General features: G+C 71.3%; 15 protein-coding genes. 3 read left to right on the forward strand and 12 right to left on the reverse strand.

Translation table 11 applies throughout. The features are described 5' to 3' along the window. Positions 1-8 precede the first annotated feature (8 nt). Positions 9-1,037, reverse strand: coding sequence for a class II fructose-bisphosphate aldolase (fbaA, locus tag ABH940_RS32550; RefSeq protein WP_370072074.1), 1,029 nt, complete (start codon positions 1,035-1,037; stop codon positions 9-11). Between the two features lie 191 nt (positions 1,038-1,228). Here fbaA and ABH940_RS32555 point away from each other — a divergent pair, with 191 nt between their 5' ends. Further along, on the forward strand, positions 1,229-2,029 hold the full coding sequence (locus ABH940_RS32555; protein ID WP_370106915.1) for a DedA family protein: 801 nt from the start codon (positions 1,229-1,231) through the stop codon (positions 2,027-2,029). 27 nt (positions 2,030-2,056) lie between these two features. Here ABH940_RS32555 and pyrE read toward each other — a convergent pair whose 3' ends face one another. The 6 genes from pyrE to ABH940_RS32585 form a co-directional block, all read right to left on the reverse strand. Next, positions 2,057-2,593, reverse strand: a complete 537-nt coding sequence (pyrE, locus tag ABH940_RS32560) for an orotate phosphoribosyltransferase (RefSeq protein WP_370072037.1) — start codon at positions 2,591-2,593, stop codon at positions 2,057-2,059. A 51-nt stretch (positions 2,594-2,644) separates the two neighbouring features. Then, on the reverse strand, positions 2,645-3,541 hold the full coding sequence (locus ABH940_RS32565; RefSeq protein ID WP_370106916.1) for an aldose 1-epimerase: 897 nt from the start codon (positions 3,539-3,541) through the stop codon (positions 2,645-2,647). Between the two features lie 139 nt (positions 3,542-3,680). Beyond that, a complete protein-coding gene (locus ABH940_RS32570; RefSeq protein ID WP_370106917.1) occupies positions 3,681-4,667 on the reverse strand; it encodes a hypothetical protein in 987 nt (328 codons plus the stop codon). Positions 4,668-4,708: 41 nt separating this feature from the next. Further along, positions 4,709-6,346: a spermidine synthase gene (locus ABH940_RS32575; protein WP_370106918.1), complete on the reverse strand. Its 1,638-nt coding sequence runs from the start codon at positions 6,344-6,346 to the stop codon at positions 4,709-4,711. Between the two features lie 173 nt (positions 6,347-6,519). After that, on the reverse strand, positions 6,520-7,026 hold the full coding sequence (locus tag ABH940_RS32580) for a DUF2617 family protein (protein WP_370072033.1): 507 nt from the start codon (positions 7,024-7,026) through the stop codon (positions 6,520-6,522). A 431-nt stretch (positions 7,027-7,457) separates the two neighbouring features. Continuing rightward, a complete protein-coding gene (locus tag ABH940_RS32585) occupies positions 7,458-8,573 on the reverse strand; it encodes an Lrp/AsnC family transcriptional regulator (RefSeq protein ID WP_370072032.1) in 1,116 nt (371 codons plus the stop codon). A 131-nt stretch (positions 8,574-8,704) separates the two neighbouring features. On the opposite strand from ABH940_RS32585, the gene ABH940_RS32590 reads away from it, so the two are divergent. Then, the gene (locus ABH940_RS32590; RefSeq protein WP_370106919.1) at positions 8,705-10,159 is read left to right on the forward strand and encodes an MFS transporter; all 1,455 of its coding nucleotides are present in this window, start codon (positions 8,705-8,707) and stop codon (positions 10,157-10,159) included. Between the two features lie 74 nt (positions 10,160-10,233). Here the strand turns inward: ABH940_RS32590 and ABH940_RS32595 are convergent, their stop codons facing one another. Beyond that, positions 10,234-11,403 (reverse strand): pyridoxal phosphate-dependent aminotransferase, encoded by a 1,170-nt coding sequence (locus ABH940_RS32595; RefSeq protein WP_370106920.1) that lies wholly within the window; start codon positions 11,401-11,403, stop codon positions 10,234-10,236. 170 nt (positions 11,404-11,573) lie between these two features. Between ABH940_RS32595 and ABH940_RS32600 the strand changes: the two genes are divergently transcribed. Then, positions 11,574-12,551: a zinc-binding dehydrogenase gene (locus tag ABH940_RS32600; protein WP_370106921.1), complete on the forward strand. Its 978-nt coding sequence runs from the start codon at positions 11,574-11,576 to the stop codon at positions 12,549-12,551. 79 nt (positions 12,552-12,630) lie between these two features. Here the strand turns inward: ABH940_RS32600 and ABH940_RS32605 are convergent, their stop codons facing one another. The 4 genes from ABH940_RS32605 to ABH940_RS32620 form a co-directional block, all read right to left on the reverse strand. Continuing rightward, on the reverse strand, positions 12,631-13,638 hold the full coding sequence (locus tag ABH940_RS32605; RefSeq protein WP_370072072.1) for an Ig-like domain-containing protein: 1,008 nt from the start codon (positions 13,636-13,638) through the stop codon (positions 12,631-12,633). A gap of 116 nt (positions 13,639-13,754) precedes the next feature. Then, the gene (locus ABH940_RS32610) at positions 13,755-14,318 is read right to left on the reverse strand and encodes a YbjN domain-containing protein (protein WP_370072028.1); all 564 of its coding nucleotides are present in this window, start codon (positions 14,316-14,318) and stop codon (positions 13,755-13,757) included. Between the two features lie 225 nt (positions 14,319-14,543). After that, complete coding sequence (gene clpB / locus ABH940_RS32615) at positions 14,544-17,141, reverse strand: ATP-dependent chaperone ClpB (protein ID WP_370072027.1); 2,598 nt, start codon at positions 17,139-17,141, stop codon at positions 14,544-14,546. Positions 17,142-17,270: 129 nt separating this feature from the next. After that, the gene (locus tag ABH940_RS32620) at positions 17,271-17,771 is read right to left on the reverse strand and encodes an LURP-one-related/scramblase family protein (RefSeq protein ID WP_370072026.1); all 501 of its coding nucleotides are present in this window, start codon (positions 17,769-17,771) and stop codon (positions 17,271-17,273) included. Positions 17,772-17,838 lie beyond the last annotated feature (67 nt).

The raw sequence follows: 17,838 nt of genomic DNA on the forward strand, positions 1-17,838 counted from the left end.
ATCAAGCCTTACTTGAGCTTGTTGCCCGCCGAGCGGAGCTGGTTGGCGGCCTCGACGACGCGGGCGGCCATGCCCGCCTCGGCGAGCTTGCCCCAGGTGCGCGGGTCGTAGGCGGACTTCTTGCCGACCTCGCCGTCGACCTTCAGCACACCGTCGTAGTTCCGGAACATGTGGTCCACGACCGGGCGCGTGAAGGCGTACTGGGTGTCCGTGTCCAGGTTCATCTTGACGACGCCGTTCTCCAGCGCGGTCTCGATCTCCTCGGCGGAGGAGCCGGAGCCGCCGTGGAAGACGAAGTCGAACGGGTCGGTCTTGCCGTACTGCTTGCCGATCGCGTCCTGCAGCTCGCGCAGCAACTCCGGCTTCAGGACGACGTTGCCCGGCTTGTAGACGCCGTGGACGTTGCCGAAGGAGGCGGCCAGCAGGTAGCGGCCCTTCTCGCCCAGGCCCAGGGCCTCGGCGGTGCGCACCGCGTCGTTGACCGTCGTGTAGAGGGAGTCGTTGATCTCGTGGGAGACGCCGTCCTCCTCGCCACCGGTCGGGGTGATCTCGACCTCAAGGATGATCTTGGCGGCGCGGGCCTGGGCCAGCAGCTCCTCGGCGATGGCCAGGTTGTCGTTGAGGGTCTCGGCGGAGCCGTCCCACATGTGCGACTGGAACAGCGGGTTCTCGCCGCGGGCCACGCGCTCGGCGGAGACCGCCAGCAACGGGCGGACGTAGCCGTCCAGCTTGTCCTTGGGGCAGTGGTCGGTGTGCAGCGCGACGGTGACGTCGTACTTCTTGGCGATGATGTGCGCGTACTCGGCCAGGGCGACCGCACCGGTCACCATGTCCTTGTTGTACTGGCCGCCCAGGAACTCCGCCCCACCGGTGGAGATCTGGATGATGCCGTCGCTCTCGGCCTCGGCGAAGCCACGCAGGGCCGCGTTCAGGGTCTGCGAGGAGGTGACGTTGATCGCCGGGTAGGCGAACTTGCCTGCCTTGGCCCGGTCCAGCATCTCGTTGTAGACCTCGGGCGTTGCGATAGGCATTCGGATCCGCTCCTGTCGGTGGGCGTCTACGCGGGGGAAGGGCGCACGCCGGACGTCGTCGACCGGGCACCGGCGCCATTCTCGCACCCCGGCGCAAGGGGTTCATCCTGCCGGAGGGCAGGTCACGGGGTGAGCTGGGTCCTTGTGGCAGCAGGGGAGCACAGCGTACGGACACCCGTGCCCGATACTCTGCGCGGGTGACCCAGAATCTCGCGCTCAACCTGCTCGACGCCAAGGCGCTCATCGGCCAGGTCGGCACGGTGGGACTGCTCGCGATCATCTTCGCCGAGACGGGCCTGCTCATCGGCTTCTTCCTGCCCGGCGACTCGCTGCTGATCCTGGCGGGCGTGGCCGCGTCGGGAGCGGGCAAGGCGCTGCTCGGCACGCAGATGTCCGTCGGGACGCTGCTGATCGCCGCACCGTTGTGTGCGATCGCCGGTGCGCAGCTCGGCCACCTGCTCGGCGCGAAGCTCGGCACCCGGATGTTCGACCGGCCGAACTCACGGCTCTTCAAGCGCTCGCACGTGGACAAGGCCGAGGAGTACTTCAACCGCTTCGGCCCCGCCAAGGCGGTGGTGATGGCCCGCTTCATCCCGGTGGTGCGGACGTTCCTCAACCCGGTCGCCGGAACGCTGGAGATGCCCGCGCGGACGTTCTTCGTCTGGAACGCGCTCGGCGCCGTCGTGTGGACCGAGGTCATGCTGCTGATCGGCTACAAGTTCGGCGACTCGATGGCGCCAGTCATAGACAAGTACCTGGTTCCGGCGGTCCTGCTCATCGTGCTGCTCTCGCTGACGCCGATCCTGATCGAGGTGCTGAAGGGCCGTCGCGGGGGCGGCGGTGCGGCAGCAGGCGGCACTGGGGCGTCCGCGTCCGCGTCCGGTGAGGGCGCGGAGTCGGGGCGGGCCCCGGTCACGGCGGGGACGGGAAGCGGGACCGGCACCGGCAGCGGCACCGGCACCGGCACCGGCACCGGAGGACGTCACCGCAAGCGGTGACGTCCCCTTCGTCGGAGTCTCGGCGCCTCAGAGGCCCAGGTCGGCGAGTTGGTAGGCGGCCAGGTAGGGCAGGCCGGCCTCGGCGATGGTCGGGGCGGCACCGCGCTCGACGATCACGGCGACGGCCACGACCTCGCCGCCCGCCTCGCGGACGGCCTCGACGGCGGTCAGCGGCGAGCCGCCGGTGGTGGAGGTGTCCTCGACGACCAGGACCCGGCGGCCCTTGACCTCGGTGCCCTCGATCCGGCGCTGCATGCCGTGCGCCTTCTGCGCCTTGCGGACCACGAAGGCGTCCAGGCGCTCACCGCGCGCGGCGGAGGCGTGCAGCATCGAGGTGGCGACCGGGTCGGCGCCGAGCGTGAGCCCGCCGACCGCGTCGAAGTCGAGGTCCTTGGTCAGGTCCAGCATGACCTGGCCCACGAGCGGTGCGGCGGTGCCGTCCAGCGTGATGCGGCGAAGGTCGATGTAGTAGTCGGACTCCAGCCCGGAGGACAGGGTCACCTTGCCGTGGACAACGGCCTTGTTCTTGATCTCTTCGAGAAGCGCGTCACGCGAGGTACTCATGAGACTTCAGCTTAGGCCCTGTCTGAGCCCGGTCCGGCGAAGGAGTGCCGCTCAGCCGCGCTGCCAGCTCCAGGTGGTGGTCACTTCGAGCGGCTCGATCGGGGTGACCAGGTGCGGCGCGGTGTTGAGGCCGTTCGGCGGGCCGGACTGCGGTTCGACGCAGACGGCGTCGTCCTGCTGGTCGAAGACGACCAGCCAGGTGCAGTCGCTGGTGACCGTCAGCGTCAGCTCGTCGGCCCAGCGCAGCGTGGCGAGGACGCCGTCCGGCAGGGCGAAGCAGTCGTCCCACGGGCCCGGGAGCGGGTCGATCCGCCGCCCGGTCGGGAGGTGGTCGGAGCCGCGCTCCTCCTGCCAGGCCGGGGTGAAGTCGAGGACGGCGGTCGGTCCGTCCGCCCGCAGCTGCTTGCGGAACCAGGGGTGCCACCCGGCCTGCGCCGGGAACGAGTCCTGCAGCGCCTCGACGGCGAGAGTGATGCGCAGCTGCTCCGGGGTCAGCTCGAACAGCTGGCTGACCCGGCCCGGGTAGGGCCAGGGGTCGGTGAGGTCACAGACGAAGGCCGCCGTCACGGTGCCCTCCGGGACCTCCCTGCCGGAGAACTCCGTGCCGTCCGCACCGGTGACGACGGGCGCGGCGGCGCGCCAGGCGCGGCGGACCACCGTGCCGTGGGCGGCGTGCGGAGGCAGGTCGAGCGGGAGCTGGTGACGGATCGGGCCGTTGTTGAAGCGTCCCCGGTCCACCCGGCCCGCCCACGGGGCCATCGGGAACGAACCGTGGCCGAAGACGTCCCGCACGTCCCCCTCCGCTGCCGCGCGTGCTGCCGATTCCGGTGCGGTGCGGAGCAGTTCGACGTCGCCGAGCCGCAGGCTGCCCACCCGGCAGCCGTCGCCGGGCAGCACGGTCACGGCGACGTCGCCCGCGGCGAGCAGGACGGGGGCGGGGTGGTGCACGGGTGGTTCCCTTCGGATCGGTGCGGTGAGCGGTCGCCGTCGAAGCGGTGAGCGGTCGCCGTGGGAGAGTGGGCGGTCGCCGTGGGAGAGTGGGCGGTCGCCGTCGAAAGTGGGCGGTCGCCGTCGAAGCGGCAGTCGGTCAGCGCGAGTGGCGGCGGAGGGCGCGGACCAGGATGACCGCGCCGCCGAGCAGGGCGACGCCGCCGACCAACCACGTTGCGCGCGGGCGGTCCAGCTCGGCGACCGGGGGCTCGCCCATCCGCCGCTCGGTCGTGCCCCAGCGCGCCGACGCGCGGGAGCGGGCGCTGCGGGGCGGCAGGACCGGGGCGTACCGACCGCGCGGCGGCGCGTGGTCGACCTCCTCGGCGGAGCGGCCGACCATGCTGCGCCGCGCCGACTCGACCGTGGCGGGCTCGCCGAGTTCACCGAGATCGCTCAGATCGCTGAGGTCCCCGAGCTCGCTCAGGTCGTTCAACTCGCCGAAGCCCTGGACCAGGAAGAGCTCGGCGTCGTCGTCGAAACCTTCCTCCAGCGGGTCGGACGCTTCTGCAGCGCCGGCTTCGTCCAACTCGTCGGCCTCCACCGCCAAGTCCTCCATCTGCTCCCCACGGGTGGCCAGCTCCGCGCAGAATCGGTCCAGCAGACGGCGACCCGCCGTCGCCAACGCCGAGGACGAGAACTCCTCGATCCGGCCCTTGCCCTGAAGCATCGTCAGGAAGGCCGCCCGGGTCGTGGCCGCGTCCTCCGCCACCGGCTCCAGCCGAACCCGGACCGTACCGGTGATGCTGCCGCTGCCGACCGACTGCTCGCCGTCGACCTCGAAGCCGAGACTGCCGTCGGCGTCGCCCTCGTCGGCGTCGTCGGCGTCGTCGAGACGTCGCAGTCGGGCGCGGTACGTGATGGAGGAGCCGCCGACGCGCAGCTTGAGCCGTCCCGCCAGCAACGGCGTCCCCGACGCACGCGCCGCGTCGGACCCGTCGCCCTGGGCGGGCACCTCGGGCACGGCCGTGTCGGTGGCGGTCTGGTCCGGGGTGAATCCCGGCAGACAGACCGCGAGCAGCTCGGGTCGGCCCAGGGACCGCTGGAGGGTCCGCGGCGACAGTGGTACCAGAACCTCATGCTCCATGCCTGGTGAGCCTACCCACCCGTCGCGCCGGAAGCGCCGGTTCAGCGTGGATCGAGCAGCGTGGTGACCCGGTCGGCGTGCCCGCGCGGCTCGGTGAGGAGGTGGAGGGCGGGCAGTCCCAGCGGTCCCGGCAGTCCGTGGGACGGCCCGTTCGGCAGGGTGAGGGTCTGTCCGCCCTGCGCCGGGGCGGCCGAGGCGAGGACGAAACTCCAGGTGGGCGTGGTGACCGGACCGCAGCCGCCACGGCCGTCGGCGTCGTAGGCGAGGACGGAGAGGCCGACCGAGCGGATGGTGTCGGTCACCGACCAGAGACGGCTGCCCGCGTGCACCACCAGCCGTCCGCCGGGGGCCAGCATCCGGCGGACCAGACCGTAGAACTCACTGGTGTAGAGCTTGTCGGCGTCGTCGAGCCGGGGGCCGGGCAGGTCGGCGACGATCACGTCGTAGGGGTGTTCCTGGAGCGGCGCGGTGCGCAGCCAGCCGAAGGCGTCCGCGGTGACGGTGTCCAAGCGGGGGTCGTCCAGGACGTGGCGGTTGAGGGCGGAGAGCACCGGATCGGTCCGGGCCAGCTGGAGCAGGTCGGGGTCCTGCTCGACCAGGGTCACCTTGCGGACGCCGGGGGTGTCGAGCACCTGACGGGCCGCCAGGCCGTCACCGCCGCCGAGGACGAGCACCCGGGCGTGCGGGCCGACCAGCGCGGGGCCGATCAGCGCCGCATGGTAGGCGGCCTGATCCCGGCCGCAGACGGCGAGCCGGGAGTCGAGGTAGACGCGGACGGAGGTCAGTGCGGCAGCGTCCACCAGCTGTCCCGGACCGATGTGCGCCCCGTCGAGTACGACGCCCGGCTGTCGGGCCGCCGCACCGCCGGACGCGGCCGGTCCGACCGGCCCGCCCGCCGGCCCGCCCGCCGGCCCCAGCCCCCCGGTGACCACGATCTGCTGGTAACGGCTCTGCTCGCTGACCCGTACCGGGCCGCCGTAGAGCCGCCGTTGGGCCGCCCGCTCGAAGGCGCTGCTGCCCGCCCACGCCAGCAGCAGGATCACGACCACCGCGCCGCTGAGCAGCCAGAGCAGCAGCCGGGCCCGGGGCGCGGGCTCCTTGCGGAAGATGCAGAGCGCGATCAGGCCGCCCGCAGCGGTGTTGACCACCCCGGTCACCAGTGCGCCGGTGAGCTGGCCGAGGGTCGGCAGCAACAGGAAGGGGAAGGCCAACCCGCCGATCAGCGCGCCCACGTAGTCGGCCGCGAACAGGTCGGCGACGGCCCGCCCGGCCTCCTGGCGCCGGACCCGCTGCATCAGCGTCATCAGCAGTGGGATCTCCGCGCCGATCAGCAGCCCGATCAGCGAGGCGACCGCGACCAACGCGACCTGGTAGTGGCCGAACCAGACGAAGCAGCCGTAGAGCGCCAGCACCGACAGACCGCCGATCAGCGCCAACGCGCTCTCGACCATGGCGAACGCGGACGCCGGGCGCCGGGTGAATCGCTTCGCCAGCAGTGACCCGGCGCCCATCGCGCAGACCATCACCGAGAGCACGACGGACGCCTGGGTGACGGAGTCGCCCAACAGGTAGCTGCCGAGGGCGACCAGGTCCAGCTCGTAGACCAACCCGCATGCGGCGCAGACGAAAGCTGCGAGCAGCACCAGCAGCCGGGTGGCGCGGGGAGAAGGGTTGATCACGCAGAAACGCTAGGCGACGAGGGCGGACAACCTCGTCGCCCACGGGAGTGGCGGCGCATCGTGTCGCCTTGACATGTCGCACGCCCGTTCGTGCAACTTGCCCGCCCTGGCGCGGCCTTCGAGCAGGCCGCCAGCACTTCCGTCCACTTCCTACAGCCGTATTTGATGGATTGTCAGCCGAATGCGCGCAATGTTGACCGCGTACACACCAATTGACCCTCCTGCGGATATGCATGCCAGGTGCGCCACAGGATGCCGCTCTCGTCACCGCCGGCCAGCAATGCGGTGAACGCATTCGGATCACCGGGGAACACCCCGGCAAGGCCGTGCGGATGGTTCTCCACCAGGGCGAGCAACTCCTGTGCCCGGCCCGCGAACTCGTGTGAGGAGAGGGTTTCGACCCGGGCCGCGAATTCGTACTCCCAGCCCCGGACCCGCTCGGCCACCCGGGCGGGCAGCGGGGTGCGACGGCCCGGCATACAGGCCACCGTCTCCACGCACTCCTCCTCTCCCGCACCCAGGATGACCTGGTGCGATGCGCCGAGCAGGCGGAGTTGGATGCTGTTCGGGCCGAGGTCCAGGTCCAGTACGGCAAGTGCCGGAAGCAGGCTGCTGCCCAGGCACCAGGCCAGGTCACCAGCACGGGTGTCGGTGTAGTGGGTGTGGAGGGTGGTGAGCATTCTCGGCTCCGCGTACTCGGGTCCTTCGATGACGCCGGGACAACCCTTACGGTCTGTGGGAACGATGCTGCCGCGACGGAGGGACATTCGGGGGACTCAGGAAGCAGGGAAGCACGAATACTCCGTGTCCGTAGGGGATTTACCCATTTTCGCCGCGCCCCCATCACCGCGCCGTAGATTCTCACCGATGACCGGTCCGCGCCCGTGACGTGCCACGATCCGAGGAGGAGTTCCGGACATGTGCGTGCCGCTCATTCCCACGGCATATACATCCATATCTACGCCTGCCGTCTTCACCCTTCCGTGTGCCACCCGAACGGGGCGCTCCGCCGTCATTAGCCCGCTCGGCATTCACCCGTTCGCATGAGTGCTGCGCATCGCCTGCGCCCGCCGCGTCGCAGCCGGCATCGCGGTCGGCGTCGCGGAGGCGGTCAACTTCGGGCCCGTCGCAGCGGTCGGTGCGCGCCGCGCAGCGGCAGCGCGACCGGTCCGGGGCCCTTGACGTTGCGCATGACCGGCGCGGTCTCCACCTGACGGACCGCCGGCAACGCGGCGATCCGGGTGGTCAGGTAGGTGTAGAAGCCCTGCACGTCCGAAGTCAGCACCACCGCGTGCAGGTTGGTCGGCCCGGTGGTCGCGCAGGCGTAGGCGACCTCGGGGTGCTCAGCCAACGCGGCACCGGTGGCGTCCAGTTCGGCGGGGGCGACAGAGAGCCAGAGCAGCGTGGCGTTGCGGATACCGAAGATCCGCCAGTCCATGTCGAGGTCGAAGTAGAGCACGTCGGCCGCCTCCAGCTCCGCCATCCGACGGCGCACCGTGCTCGCCGACCAGCCTGTGGCGGCGGCGAGTTCGGTCAGTCCGGCCCGGCCGTCCACGGCCAGGACCTCGAAGAGCCGCCGGTCGGCGTCGTCGACGCCCACCGAGCCGGGACCGACCGCGAGGCCGACTGCCGGGTCGGCAGCGGCACCGACCGCCGGGCCTCCCGCCGGGCCGACGGGCGACGGCAAGCCGCCCGGACGCAGCGTCGCGACCTGCTCCGGACTGAGCGCACCGGACTTGAGCGCGATGCTGTGCGCGCCGCCGAAGTACGTGTGCATCACGCAGTGCGCGCTCACCCCGACCACGCTCGGCGTGCGGGGCAGCCGTTGCAGCAGCAGGCTGTCCTGTTGTGCGTCCGGATGGGCCCGCGTGGTGCAGTTGATCTCCGCACCGCCCGAACCGAGGCTGACCCACGTGGTGTCCTCCCGCCTGGCCAGCGCGTCCGCCACGGCGGGCGCCGCGCCCGGGATGCACTGCACCCGCACGTGCCAGCGGACCTCGCCGAGCGCGGTGGCCTCGCTCAGGCCGAGCACGCGGACGCTGCCCCGGTCGCGCAGGCGCGCGTAGCGGCGGGCGACGGTCTGGTCCGAGACGCCGAGCACTTCGGCGATCCGGCTGAACGGGGCACGGGCGTCGAGCTGCAGCGCCTGGGCCAGCTGCCGGTCCAGCCTGTCGTAGCCGTCCTCGGCCGCTCGGGCGGCAGCGCGTGCAGTGATGTCGGTTTCCATGCCACCAGCCTACGGCGGTGTCGGAATCTGCCAGTAAAGCCGAATCGACGTGGAGGACGGGCAGCAGGACGCCGACACTGGAACAGGCGACACCGCCCGATCCCATCCTTTCGTCCGTCCTGGAGTCCTCCATGCGTAAGTGGATACCCCTGGCTGCCGTCTGCCTCGGCGCGTTCATGCTGCTGGTCGACGTCAGCATCGTGAACGTCGCCCTGCCGAAGATGGCGGCCGACCTGAACTCCTCGTTCACCTCGCTGCAGTGGGTCGTCGACATCTACGCGCTGACGCTGGCCGCGCTGCTGATGGCGCTCGGCTCGCTCGGCGACCGCCTCGGCCACCGCCGCCTCTACCTCACCGGCCTGGTCGTCTTCGCCGCCGCCTCGCTCGCCTGCGGGCTGGCCCCCAACGCGGCCATGCTGATCACCGCGCGTGCGGTGCAGGGCATCGGCGGCGCGGCCATGATGACCTCGACCACGGCGCTGCTCGCCTCCGCCTATCAGGGCCGGGACCGCGGCACCGCGTTCGGCGTCTGGGGCGCGGTCAACGGCGCGGCTGCGGCCGTCGGTCCGGTCCTGGGCGGGCTGCTGACCGACCAGTTCGGCTGGCGGGCGATCTTCTTCGTCAACGTCCCGGTCGCCGTCGTGGCCGTCGCGATGACCGTCGGCTTCCTCAAGGGCGGAACCGGCGCGTCCCGCGGCCGGGTGGACGTGGCCGGGGCCGCGAGCTTCACCCTCTTCGCGGCGGCGCTGACCTACGGCCTGATCGAGAGCGGTGACAAGGGCTGGGGCAGCTTCACCGCGCTCGGCTCGATCGGCGTCGGCGTGCTCGCGCTGATCGCGTTCGCCGTGATCCAGCTGCGCGGAGCGAACCCGCTGCTCGACCTGTCGCTGCTGCGCAACCGCACCTTCCTCGGCCTGATGCTCGCCGGGCTGCTGCTCACGGCCGCCGCGTTCGCCGAACTGACCTACACCTCCCTCTGGTTGCAGGAGGCGCTGGGGCTGAGCCCGCTCTCGGCGGGTCTGGCGGTGTCGCCCATGGCGCTGTCCGCCTTCGTGGTCGCCCTGGTCAGCGGCAAGGCGCTTCACAAGGTCACCCCGCAACCGCCCATCGGCGTCGGCCTGCTGCTGATCGGCGGCGGAACGATGATGCTGGCCGCGGTCACCGCGTCCTCCGGTTGGACCGCGCTGCTTCCCGGGCTGCTGGTCACGGGTGTCGGCGTCGGCCTCTCCACGCCGATGTTGATGTCGACGGCCCTGGCCGCCGTCCCGCCCGCCCGCGCGGGCATGGCCAGCGGCGCGCTCAGCACGGCCCGGCAGCTGGGCTACGCGCTCGGCATCGCCGTGCTGGGCACGATCTTCCAGCGCCACTTCCACGGGACGTCGCTGCGTGCGTCGTTCGCCTCCGGCCTGGACCTGGTCTACCTCACCGCGGGCGCGACCGGCCTGGTCGCCGGCGTCCTGGTCCTCGCCCTGGTCCGCCGCCACGCCGCTCCCGGTGCAGGCCACCCGGCCAGCCCGGTCGCGTCGTCCGACGCCGACGTCCCCGGCGCCCCCGGCGCACGTACGCAGGACCTGGTCCGGGACTGACGGACCGACAGATCACCTGTACTGCAGGCGGAGGGCCCGGTCGGAAGCGGCCGGGCCCAGCCATGTCCGGACGCTCAGGCGCGCAGGCGCTGCAGGCGGCTGACGGCATCCTCCAGGACGGCGTCCTGCTTGCAGAAGGTGAAGCGGACCTGGCTGCGGCCCGCCTCCTTGTCGTCGTAGAAGACCGAGTTGGGGATCGCGACGACGCCGCAACGCTCCGGCAGGGCGCGGCAGAAGGCGTAGGCGTCCTTCTCGGCGAACGGGGCGATGTCGGTGGTGATGAAGTACGTGCCCTGCGGCTCGTAGACCTCGAACCCGGCCGCGCGCAGGCCCGCGTCCAGCAGGTCGCGCTTGCGCTCGAGGTCGGCGCGGAAGCCGTCGAAGTACGCGTCGGGCAGGCGCAGCGCCTCGGCGACTGCGTACTGGAACGGGCCTGCGGAGACGTAGGTCAGATACTGCTTGGCTGTGCGCACCGCCGCGACCAACTCCGGTGTGGCGGTGACCCAGCCGACCTTCCAGCCGGTGAAGGAGAAGGTCTTCCCGGCCGAGGAGATGGAGACCGTGCGCTCGCGCATGCCCGGCAGGGCGGCGATCGGCCGGTGGACGGCCGCGCCGAAGACGAGGTGCTCGTAGACCTCGTCGGTGACCACCAGCAGGTCGTGCTCGACGGCGAGCGCCGCGATCGCGGACAGCTCCTCCGGGGCGAGCACGGTGCCGGTCGGGTTGTGCGGGGTGTTGAGCAGCAGCAGGCGGGTGCGCGGGGTGATCAGGGCGCGCAGCTCGTCCAGGTCCGGGCGGAAATCGGGCGCGCGCAGGGTGAGCGGGACCCGCGTCGCACCGGCCATGGCGATGCAGGCGGCGTAGGAGTCGTAGAACGGTTCAAAGGCGATGACCTCGTCGCCCGGCTCCAGCAGGGCCAGCAGCGAGGCCGCGATCGCCTCCGTGGCACCGGCGGTGACCAGGACCTCCGTGTCCGGGTCGTAGCCGAGACCGTAGAACCGCTGCTGGTGCTCGGCGATCGCCTGCCGCAGCTCGGGGACGCCGGGCCCGGGCGGGTACTGGTTGCCCCGGCCCTCCCGCAGCGCCCGGACCGCCGCCTCGCGGACCTCCTCCGGACCGTCGGTGTCCGGGAAGCCCTGCCCGAGGTTGATCGAGCCGGTCGCGGTGGCCAGCGCCGACATCTCGGCGAAGATCGTCGTCCCCATGCCCGCCAGACGGCGGTTCAACAGCGGCCTGTTGCTCATGAGCGCAGCATAGGGCCTGCCCGGGCCCTCGGCGGAAGGTCCGAGTCGGAGTCGGTCCGACGGCCGAGGTCGTGGCGGACATCGACGCGTAGCGTCCGAAGCAACGGAACTACGGGGCTACGGAGCTACGGGGCTACAGGGCTGCGGGCCTACGACGAAGGAGCGCGGAGATGCTGGCGAGCGTGGTGCGGGAGTACGGCGGACCGGAGCAGCTGCGGCTGGAGGACGTGCCGGATCCCGTCCCGGGGCCGGGCGAGCTGCTGGTGCGGGTCGAGGCGGCCGGGGTGCAGTTCGTGGAGACGCAGGTGCGGGCGGGCCGGATGGCCGGGACGCCGCTCGCGCCGCCCTCGCTGCCGTGGGTACCGGGAAGCGAGGTCGCGGGCACCGTGGTGGCCACCGGCGAGGGCGTCGATCCGTCCCTGGTCGGCGCGCGGGTCACCGGACGGACCGGGCAGGGCGGCGGCTACGCCGAGTCGGCGCTGCTGCGCGAGCACGACGCGCATCCGATCCCGGAACGGCTGGGCGCGGCCGAAGCCGTCTCCCTGCTCGGCACCGGGCGGACCGCGGTCGGCCTGACCGAACTGGCCGCGGTCGGCCCGGACGACGTGGTGCTGGTGGAGTCGGCCGCGAGCGCCGTCGGCACGCTGCTGGTGCAGCTGGCCCGGCAGGCCGGCGTCCGCCGGGTGGTCGGACTGGCCCGGGGCGAGCGGAAGTTGGCGCTGGCCAAGGAGTTCGGCGCGGACACCGTCCTGGACTACGCTGAGCCCGGTTGGTCGGCGGCGCTCAGCGACGCCGGGGTCAGCGTGGTCTTCGACGGCGTCGGGGGCACGATCGGCCGGGAGGCGTTCGAACTGCTGCGGCCCGGTGGCCGGTTCATCGCGTTCGGGTTCAGCAGCGGTGCGGGGACGACGATCGCGCCCGGCGAGGCCGAGCAGCGCGGCGTCACCACCCTCGACTACTTCGGGCCGCCGACGGGTGCACGCAGCCCTGAGGTCCAGCACCGCCAGACCCGCGACCTGCTCACCGCCGTGGCGGCGGGACGCGTCCGGCCGCTGGTCGGCCAGACCTTCCCGCTGCGGGACGCGGCGGCCGCCCACGCGGCGATCGAACGCCGGGAGACCGTGGGCAAGACCGTGCTGCTGCCCTGAACGGAACGGCGACGGCCGGTGGGTTCAACGCACCGGCCGTCGCCGTGAATCACTGCTCAACTGTCAGCCTGTCAGCTGGTCAGCTCGCGGTCGTCGTGACCTGACCGGCCGAGCTGCCCGCCAGCCAGTCGCTCCAGCTGAGGTTGAACGCCGCGTAGCCGTTGTCACCGGCCGCCTTGCCGCGCGGGGAGCCGGAGATGGTGACCGGGTCGCCCACCTCGACGTAGTTGTAGTACCACTCCGCGTCGCTCAGCGACAGGTGGACGCAGCCGTGCGAGCCGTAGCTGTGGCCCGGGTACGGGTCGCCCGTGGAGTAGTGGACGTAGGTGCCGGAGAACGTCAGGTGGACGTCCCAGGGCAGCGTCAGGTCGTAGTAGTTCGGGTTGCTCTTGTCGCAGGTGATGCCGACGCTGCAGGAGGTCATCCGGACCTCGGGCTGCTTGTCGATCACGGCCATGGTGCCGTCCCAGGACGGGAAGTCCGGGCTGCCCGCGTCGATCGGCATGGTCTTGACCAGCTGGCCGTTGCGGTAGACCTTCATCGAGTGGCCGGGGACGCTGACCTGCGTCTCGGTGTCCGCCCCGATGGTGAAGCTGTGGTGGTAGTTGTGGGTGCCCCAACGACCGTTGCCGTCACCGACGTTGTCGAGGTCGGCGTTGATCGAGACGTGGGTGCCCGACGGCCAGTAGCTCTGCGGCCGGAAGTCCACGCGGGTGTCGCTGTACCAGTGCCAGGCGCCGACGATCGGCGTCGACGAGGTCACCTTCAGCGCCTGCTCGACGGCCTTGCGGGCGGAGCTGGCGACCGGGTTGGAGAAGACCACGGATATGGGCATCGCCACGCCGACCTGGGCCCCGTCGACCGGGGATATGGAGTCCAGCTCGAGCGGCGGCCCGGCCGGGTGCGTCGGCGACGGGCTGGTAGTCGGCTTGGCCGGCTTGCTCGCACTCGCACTCGCGCCGGCCACCGGCGAGGTTGACGTCCCCTTGGACGCCGCAGCGGAGGCGTTGCCCCCGCAGCCACTCGCTCCGGCCAGCACGGCGCCGGCCAACAGCGCCATACCAATGGTGTTCTTGATCCGCCCCACGCGTCCCACGCCACCTGCTCCGCTCACGCCACATCGTCACCGGACGTCCCGACACGTCCTCAGACTTCGAACCCTACGCAAGCGGTTGCAGGCAGCATGTAAAGCAAAGGTCAAGATTAGGACTCGGTGCTGTTTCCATCGTTGTCGCCGGGCTTCTCGCCATCGGCGGCACCGTCCCCGTCGACCTCCTTGACCAGGCCGAGGCGCTCGCTGATCCACTGGTTGAAGGTGACCGAGGCCTGGACCCAGTTGACGACCATGGCCGCGAAGTAGTTGATGTTCACGCCCATGCCGACGATCATCTGCGCCTCGCCGACCACGCGGAGCACACCGTCGTCCTGGGTGGCCGTGTAGACCTTGGGCCACAGCGTCTCGCGGTTCCACTCGTCCAGCGCCTCGAGCAGCTCCGGCTTGGCGCCGAGGTCGTGGGCGTGGTTGTAGAAGGCGCGGACCGCGAAGAGCTCCTTCTGCTCGCCGCGGAACATGAAGTAGACCTGGAACTCCTCCCAGGGCGCGACGACGTCGCCCTCGGCGTCCACACCGTGCTTGAGCTCCATCTGGTCCAGCAGCTGCTTGACCAGTTCGGCGTCCGGAATGACGACCGGCGGCGGCCCCTGCTGCGGCTGGGGCTGCGGGTTCGGCCCGCCGAAGTTGGGAATGGCGGACGGGTCGATGCTCACGAGAGAGGTTCCCTTCGGGTTACGGCTTGCCGGTCTTCATCCTGCCTCACCCGGGGGTGCAGCGCCCAGTGTCGTCGCCCCCTCGGAAGGGGGTCTTACCGTGCCGCGCATTGCCACAGCACAAGAGTGCTCCACCGCTGCTTCCAGGTGCTCCACACAGGGCGAGGGCCCGCACACGGGACGTGTGCGGACCCTGGCTCGGTTACCGGTCGGACGGTCCGACGGTCAGGCCTCCTTGCGGGCGACCGTCAGCTCGTCCGCGCCCTCGTCGGCGTCGACCAGGACGGTGTCGCCGTCCCGGACGTCGCCCGCGAGGATCGCGCGGGCCAGCTTGTCGCCGATCGCCGACTGGACCAGGCGGCGCAGCGGGCGGGCGCCGTACGCCGGGTCGTAGCCGGTGATCGCCAGCCAGTCGCGGGCCGCGGCGGAGACGTCCAGCGTGAGCCGGCGCTCCTCCAGACGACGGCTGAGCGCCTGGACCTGAAGGTCGACGATCCGAGTCAACTCCTCGGCCCCGAGCGGGTCGAAGACCACGATGTCGTCGAGCCGGTTGAGGAACTCCGGCTTGAACGCGGTCCGCACCGTCTCCAGCACCCGGTCCTTCTTGACCGCGTCGTCCAGGGACGGGTCGACCAGGTACTGCGAGCCGAGGTTGGAGGTCAGGATCAGGATGGTGTTGCGGAAGTCCACCGTCCGCCCCTGACCGTCCGTCAGACGGCCGTCGTCCAGCACCTGGAGGAGGATGTCGAAGATCTCGGGGTGGGCCTTCTCCACCTCGTCCAGCAGCACCACCGCGTACGGACGGCGGCGGACCGCCTCGGTGAGCTGGCCGCCCTCCTCGTAGCCGACGTAGCCGGGAGGGGCGCCGACCAGCCGGGCGACGCTGTGCTTCTCGCTGTACTCGCTCATGTCGATGCGGACCATGGCCCGCTCGTCGTCGAAGAGGAAGTCGGCGAGCGCCTTGGCCAGTTCGGTCTTGCCGACGCCGGTCGGGCCGAGGAAGAGGAACGAGCCGGTCGGCCGGTCCGGGTCGGCGACGCCGGAGCGGGAGCGCCGGACCGCGTCGGAGACGGCCCGGACGGCGGCGGACTGACCGACCAGGCGGCGGCCGAGCTCCTCCTCCATCCGCAGCAGCTTCGTCGTCTCGCCCTCCAGCAGCCGTCCGGCCGGAATGCCCGTCCAGGACGCCACGACGTCGGCGACGTCGTCCTGGCCGACCTCCTCCTTGACCATGGACGAGGTGGTGGACTCGGTGCGCGCCGCGTCCTGCGCCTCGGCCAGCTCCTGCTCGGCTGCGGGGATGTCCGCGTACATCAGCCGGGAGGCGGTCGTGAAGTCGCCGTCGCGCTGGGCGCGTTCTGCCTGGCCGCGCAGGCCGTCGAGGCGCTCCTTCAGCTCGCCGACCTTGTTGAGGCTGCCCTTCTCCTGTTGCCAGCGGGCGGTCAGCGCGCCCAACTGCTCCTGCTTGTCCGCGAGATCACGGCGCAGTCGCTCCAACCGCGCGACGGAGGCGGCGTCGGACTCCTTGGAGAGCGCCATCTCCTCCATCCGCAACCGGTCGACGGCGCGCTGGAGTTCGTCGATCTCGACCGGGGACGAGTCGATCTCCATCCGCAGCCGGGACGCGGCCTCGTCGACGAGGTCGATGGCCTTGTCCGGCAGGAACCGGGAGGTGATGTAGCGGTTGGACAGCGACGCGGCGGCGACCAGGGCCGCGTCCGCGATCTGCACCTTGTGGTGCGCCTCGTAACGTCCCTTGAGCCCGCGGAGGATCGCGATGGTGTCCTCCACGCTCGGCTCGCCGACCAGCACCTGCTGGAACCGGCGCTCCAGCGCGGCGTCCTTCTCGATCCGCTCGCGGTACTCGTCCAGCGTGGTCGCGCCGACCATGCGCAGCTCGCCGCGGGCCAGCATCGGCTTGAGCATGTTGCCCGCGTCCATCGCGGAGTCGCCGCCCGCACCCGCGCCGACGAGCGTGTGCAGCTCGTCGATGAAGGTGATGACCTGGCCCTCGCTGGCCTTGATGTCGCTCAGGACGGCCTTGAGTCGCTCCTCGAACTCACCGCGGTACTTGGCGCCGGCCACCATCGCGCCCAGGTCGAGCGCGACCAGGCGCTTGCCGCGCAGCGACTCGGGCACGTCGCCCGCGACGATGCGCTGGGCCAGCCCCTCGACGACGGCGGTCTTGCCGACGCCGGGCTCGCCGATCAGCACCGGGTTGTTCTTGGTCCGGCGGGACAGCACCTGGACCACGCGGCGGATCTCCTGGTCCCGGCCGATGACCGGGTCCAGCTTGCCGTCGCGGGCGGCCTGGGTGAGGTCGGTGCCGTACTTCTCCAGTGCCTTGTAGCTGCCCTCCGGGTCCGCGGAGGTGACCCTGGCGCTGCCGCGGACCTCCTTGAACGCGTCCAGCAGCGCCTTGGCGGTGGCGCCCTCGGCCTTGAGCGCGTCGGCGGCCGGGCCGCCCTCGGCGGCGAGGCCGACCATCAGGTGCTCGGTCGAGACGTACTGGTCGTCCAGCTCGGCGGCGCGGGCCGCGGCCTCGTTGAGCACCGCGACCGTCGGCCGACCGAGCTGCGGCGCGGCGACCGTCGACCCCTGGGCGCTGGGCAGCGCCTGCACGAGCCGCTCCGTCGCGGCGCGCAGCCGCACCGGGTCGGCCCCGACGGCCTCCAGCAGCGGGCGGGCGATCCCCTCGGGCTGCTCCAGCAGGGCCAGCAGGACGTGGACGGGCATCACGTCCGGGTTGCCCGCGCCCGACGCCTGCCGGATCGCCGCGGAGAGTGCCTCCTGGGCCTTGGTGGTGAGCTTGCTGGCGTCCACGTGTGTTCGGTCCTCCTCCGACCCGCGCCGATGTCTGCCGTATCCAGCATGACATAAGTTGAGTCTATTCCACTCAAGGTTATGGAAGGCAGTGCTGTCAGCCGAGGCCAGGGGTGTGAACCCCGCCCCTCAGTGGTGCTCTTCGGCGTCCAGGTGCTCGACGCAGACGGCGATGCTGAGCAGCAGCGGGACGTCCTCGCCGTCGGCGACGTCGATCGCGTAGTGGTCGCGGACGCTGAACCAGCTCTTGCTGACGACCGCGACCCGGCGGCCGTCCTGCTCCAGACGGAACTCGTGGTCGGTGAAGTTGCCGACGATCTCGATCTCGCCGCCGCCGACCGAGCCGTCCAGCTCGGCGAGGTACTTGTCGTGGAAGACGGTGAGCAGCTTCTTCTTCACCGTGGCGAGCTTTCCGCCGTGGTGCTGCTCGACGACCATCGCGTCGCGGACCGAGAGCATCTTCTTCTTGATCACGGCCACCACCTCGCCCGTGTGATGGTCCTTCAGCTCGAAGGTCTCGCGGACGCGGAGCGCCTTGCCGTCGACGAGGTAGGCCTTCTCGCCGTGCTCGGTGGTGATCCAGTGGTCGTCGCCGAAGCCGAAGATCCGCTCGCGCATCAGGAACTTCATGGTGCGTTTCCCCTCACTGGTCCTCAGATCGGCGTCCCGGTCGGAGTTCCGACCGGCGTCCGTGCCG

It is taken from the genome of Streptacidiphilus sp. BW17, from assembly GCF_041262485.1.
Classification (GTDB): Bacteria; Actinomycetota; Actinomycetes; order Streptomycetales; family Streptomycetaceae; genus Streptacidiphilus.

Bases quoted from the DNA above. Each gene is read 5' to 3' on its own strand.
- pyrE (WP_370072037.1), bottom strand. From the start codon at position 2,593: ATGAGTACCTCGCGTGACGCGCTTCTCGAAGAGATCAAGAACAAGGCC.
- ABH940_RS32570 (WP_370106917.1), bottom strand. From the start codon at position 4,667: ATGGAGCATGAGGTTCTGGTACCACTGTCGCCGCGGACCCTCCAGCGG.
- ABH940_RS32580 (WP_370072033.1), bottom strand. From the start codon at position 7,026: ATGCTCACCACCCTCCACACCCACTACACCGACACCCGTGCTGGTGAC.
- ABH940_RS32585 (WP_370072032.1), bottom strand. From the start codon at position 8,573: ATGGAAACCGACATCACTGCACGCGCTGCCGCCCGAGCGGCCGAGGAC.
- ABH940_RS32590 (WP_370106919.1), top strand. From the start codon at position 8,705: ATGCGTAAGTGGATACCCCTGGCTGCCGTCTGCCTCGGCGCGTTCATG.
- ABH940_RS32595 (WP_370106920.1), bottom strand. From the start codon at position 11,403: ATGAGCAACAGGCCGCTGTTGAACCGCCGTCTGGCGGGCATGGGGACG.
- ABH940_RS32600 (WP_370106921.1), top strand. From the start codon at position 11,574: ATGCTGGCGAGCGTGGTGCGGGAGTACGGCGGACCGGAGCAGCTGCGG.
- ABH940_RS32620 (WP_370072026.1), bottom strand. From the start codon at position 17,771: ATGAAGTTCCTGATGCGCGAGCGGATCTTCGGCTTCGGCGACGACCAC.